The following is a 4,428-nucleotide window of genomic DNA, read 5'->3' on the forward strand; positions in this document are numbered from 1 at the left end:
CCACGAATCGCCTCTGGCGATTCGTGGGAGTGGGGTGAACGAGCGCGTGGTCGCTAGAGGTAGCTGCCACTTGCACGCCCCGCCCGGACAAGCCGGGACGGAAGCAGGAAAGCGGGCTCTGTGAAACGCACTCTATTTTCCTTAAGTCCACGCCATTCCAGGCAAGCCCGGCGGAAGCAGTCACCATCGCGATGAGAGTGATACCTGCGCAAACGAGAACTGCTGCAGCCCCAAACTTTTAGCGGACCAGCCTATGCCAAACTACGGTCACAATCACGCGATGATTTCGCGTCGGTTTTGAACGTAGTCCCACAAAACGAAGCGATCCAAGTCTTTTCCGCTAGTGAAGAAGACACGGCCCTTGGTGGTTTGTGCTAGACGCTGTGCGAACCGGACATCCTCTTGGCTTTGAGACCAACTTGGGATCAAGAAAATGTTGATTGTGATGCCTTCTTTCTGACACATTGCCGCTTCGCGCATCGTTGCCTGCTCGGTCCGCGGGTCAGGCGGATACAGCATGAACAGTTTTTCATCCTCGAAGTGTGCAGTCGGCAAACCATCGGTGATCAGGACGATTTGTCGGTTGGGTGTGTCGCAGGTTGCGAGATTGCGACGAGCCAATTGCAGCGAATGTTGAATGTTGGTGAAGTGCGGATGGATCTCGGCTTCGCTGATATCGGGATCGCTCATGTCGGCGTACAGTTGCACCCACGGATCGTGGATCGTGACCGGCTTGGGCATCATCTCGATGATCTCGCCGGGCGTTCGCAGTTTGGCGAACGTGTACATCTCGATGAACTTCAAAAAGTCACCGGGATACTCACTTTGAATCAAACCCTGCAGCGCCAGCGCCATGCGTTTGACGTTCACATACTGGCCGTCGTATCGCATCGAACCGCTCATGTCCATAATCACAGCGGTCGCACACTTGGGGTGGTTGCGAGTCTTGTGGACTTCGATGTCGTCGCTGCGGAGTCGAATCGGACGCTCATCACCTTGCCGCAGTAGCGCATTGATCACGGTTTGTGGCAGATCAATGTTGGCAACGCTATCGCCAAACTCATACGGCTTGGTTTGTTGAAGCTCGACCGCGCCTTCGCCGATGATATCGCCTTCGTGGCGTCCAGTGCGTGACGGTGCCAGTTCGCTGAACACACGTTGCAGCAACCGGCTTTGGAAGATCTTGTAAGCCTGCGGAGTCAAGCGAAAACCGCCGCCTTCTTTTTTCTTCTCCAAGCCCTGACGTTCGGCTTGTTCACGCATCATGTTTTCGATCTGCTGCCGCATCTCTTCCAACTGCTGCATGTCGCTGGGCTGCGCGAATTCAGAAAGCAGTTCCATGTCGATCACGCCGATCTGAGCGTCCTTGGAAGCTTCTTCCAATTGCTTCAGCAACTCATCGATCTTCTCCAGTTCTTCTTTGACCTCCAATGCCTTCGGCACCGTCATCGACTCGTTGCCGGTGAAGTGATACTTGGTCGCCAATTCTTCGACGTTGTGCTTATCGCTCATGCGAGCGGCCAACTGCATCAATCCTCGCGCCAGATCGCTGTTGTCATCGGTGGTGCGATACCACAATTGTTCGATCATGTAGGGCTGTTCGTAATTGACAGCCTTCTGAAACGTCTTTTGCATCTCTTTGGGCACGGACAGATTCTTTGCCGTCCCGCGAAACGCCTTGCCGGCCTTCTTTTGAACACCCTTGGTTTCGTAGGTAGCCAAAATTTTACGCCGGCGTTCTTCCAACATCGCCTTCATCATGTCCAGGCTTGGGCCGAGACCCGCGATCTGGCTCGGGTCCAACTTGACCGCTCGGGCGAGTTCTTCTTCGGTCAGGTCGCGATAATTCCCGTACATCATCGCCTGTTCAAACGCAGGCGAAACCAAATCCGGTGGCGGTTGGTTTGGTGGCGGGAACGCGGTGGGATCGTACTTTTGGTAGGCGTGAATCACGCCGCCGATTCGGCGAGTCATGGGGTCAGCTTTTGATCAAGTAGTGGCAAAAGTCAATTTTGATGTGGCACCATAGTTTAGCCGCGTGGGCAACGCCCCGCGCCGTAAAGAGTTTTGGTCCAGTAAAACATGTGTTAGTTCGTTTAACCGCGTGGGCAACGCCCCGCGCGTTTCGCCCCGCATGGACGCGCGGGGCGATGCCCACGCGGTTAAACAGTCCAGAAACCCTTCACGGCGTTGGGCAACGCCCGGGCTGACGAAACTGTTTGCGTGAAGGGAAACTGGACGACTTTGGGGGTTTGTGGCTGACCGACCTCGTTGTTGATTGCAAATTGCAAAATGAACACTGAAAAATGTAAATTGACCAGCAAATTCCGCTTCCTAAGAATTTTCAATTTGCAATGTTCATTTTGCAATTTGCAATGTTCGACTGGTTCGCGAATAACATCACCCACCGCATTTTCATCAGCCCAGGCAACGCCCCGCGCGTTTGGCACCCGTAAGCCGCGCGGCCCGATGGGCACGCGGTTAAACGATTGGAAACGCGCCTAGCTGGAATTCTTCAACCTTCTCGCTTCACCACTCAAACTTCATATTGAATCTTCCCGTGGCGGCTGCTTCGGCTAATTTTTTCCATGGCGTACAGACCTGCTAGGACGAACTCAACACAACTGGCCCGAATTGCTTCATTCTCGCTTGCGTTGACCTCAAACGCTTTTTCCCACGCCGGTGGGACGCTTGCCAATCGCTCGGCATAATCACTGCTGGGCAGCATATCGCTGACCTCGACTCGCACTCCGCCGCGGAAAATCTCGGCAATTTCACCAAGTCCGTGTTCTTCCACGTACTCCGAAAACACGACCTTGATCGCTTCGGCAACGGTCGCATCCAAGACCTGCGATTCGCTCATTTGATGCGTGCCCATCAGATCCAGTTCCAACTTGCCCAGCGAACTGGAATACAGGTGACCGAAGTCGCTGATTCGCGGGACCGCGGGTTTTTCGCCGTGGATGATTCCGCGTTGGCGAGCGGAGGCAACGAGCGTTCGGAAGTTTGCAAGCGAAAATCTAGCCGAAACACCGGAGGCGTGGTCAATGTACTTGCTCTTGCGAGCTTGCACGGTGATCTCTTCGACAATCTGGTACATGAAGTACGGAACGGACACTGGATAGTCACCTTCCAGGTCGCTGCCGACTTCCTGCTGCAAGATTGCGATACCTTGATCTCGTTCGCTTGGATAATGCGTTTGAATGATCGAACCGATACGGTCCTTCAACTGTGGAATCACTTTTCCGCTACGGTTATAGGTGGCCGGATTCGCGGAAAACAGAATAAAGACATCGAGTTCAAATTGAATCGGATACCCGCGAATCTGGACGTCGCGTTCTTCTAAAATGTTGAACAACCCGACTTGGACCAGTTCATCCAATTCAGGCAATTCGTTCATCGCAAAGATGCCGCGGTGCATTCGTGGGATCAAACCGAACGACAATGCTTCCTCAGCACTCATGCTGACGCCGCCGGTTAGTTTTGCTGGATCGATTTCTCCAATAATGTCGGCGAACTTGGTACCGGGGCTTAGTCGTTCGGCGTACCTTTGGCTGCGATGCCACCAGCCAATTTTGATGTCTTCGGGATCATGCGTCGCGACTAGTCGCTTGCCGAGCGAGGAAATCGGTAACGATGGATCTTCATGGACGGGCAATTCGGGATGATCGATGTACGGAATCCATTCGTCCAGAAACCGCGTCAGCATTCGCATGATGCGACTCTTGGCTTGCCCTTTTTCGCCCAGGAACAACATGTCGTGCCCGGCAAGCAATGCCAGATTGATTTCGGGAATCACGGTGTCTTCGTAGCCGACAATTCCGGGATACAATTCCTCGCCGCTGGAAAGCATGCGAGTAAAGTTATCGCGAATTTCCTGCTTGATGGTTTTTGAGGTCCAACCGCTGCCGGTCAATTCAGCGAGAGTCCGCTCCGGCGGCATTTGTGGGTGGGGAGTGGTCACAACAGCATTCATGCGGGTCATCTTCCTTCGGGCGTCGTGCGAACTGTAAAAGTGAACTCCGCTGATTGTATGCCGCTGACCAGAGGGAACGCACCCGATGGATTGCGAATTGAGCTAAATCGTAGGGTAGATCATGGCTTCAAATGCGATTGGAGCGTTTTTTGAATGATCGATTCTTGGTCGATCCTCCGCAATTGCCGTCGCACTTCGACCAATTTCAGTTTGGCGGTGGACGCCATTTTGTGTGGTTAAGCCTGGACCGCTAAATCTTTTGTATTGACATAGTATTTTGAAATTCAGAATTTGTTCTGCTTTCAGTCCAATGCGGCCATTCGATTCGTCGGAGGCAACTCGATCAATTTCCGTCCGGGCTTGTCCCGAATGGCGTGGACTTAAGGAAAATAGAGTTGGTTTCACAGAGCCCGCTTTCCTGCTTCCGTCCCGGCTTGTCCGGGCGGGGCGTG

General features: G+C 53.5%; 3 protein-coding genes. All 3 read right to left on the bottom strand.

Annotation, left to right across the window (positions count from 1 at the left end; translation table 11 throughout):
• Positions 1–273: 273 nt before the first annotated feature.
• On the bottom strand, positions 274–1,974 hold the full coding sequence (locus RC85_RS24830; RefSeq protein ID WP_068267489.1) for a vWA domain-containing protein: 1,701 nt from the start codon (positions 1,972–1,974) through the stop codon (positions 274–276).
• 562 nt (positions 1,975–2,536) lie between these two features.
• The gene (locus RC85_RS24840) at positions 2,537–3,976 is read right to left on the bottom strand and encodes a magnesium chelatase ATPase subunit I (RefSeq protein ID WP_420821380.1); all 1,440 of its coding nucleotides are present in this window, start codon (positions 3,974–3,976) and stop codon (positions 2,537–2,539) included.
• Positions 3,977–4,078: 102 nt separating this feature from the next.
• Positions 4,079–4,428 (bottom strand): hypothetical protein (locus RC85_RS28700; RefSeq protein WP_238383221.1); only part of this gene is annotated, 350 nt, incomplete at its 5' end.

The sequence above is a fragment of the Rubripirellula obstinata genome (assembly GCF_001642955.1).
GTDB lineage: Bacteria > Planctomycetota > Planctomycetia > Pirellulales > Pirellulaceae > Rubripirellula > Rubripirellula obstinata.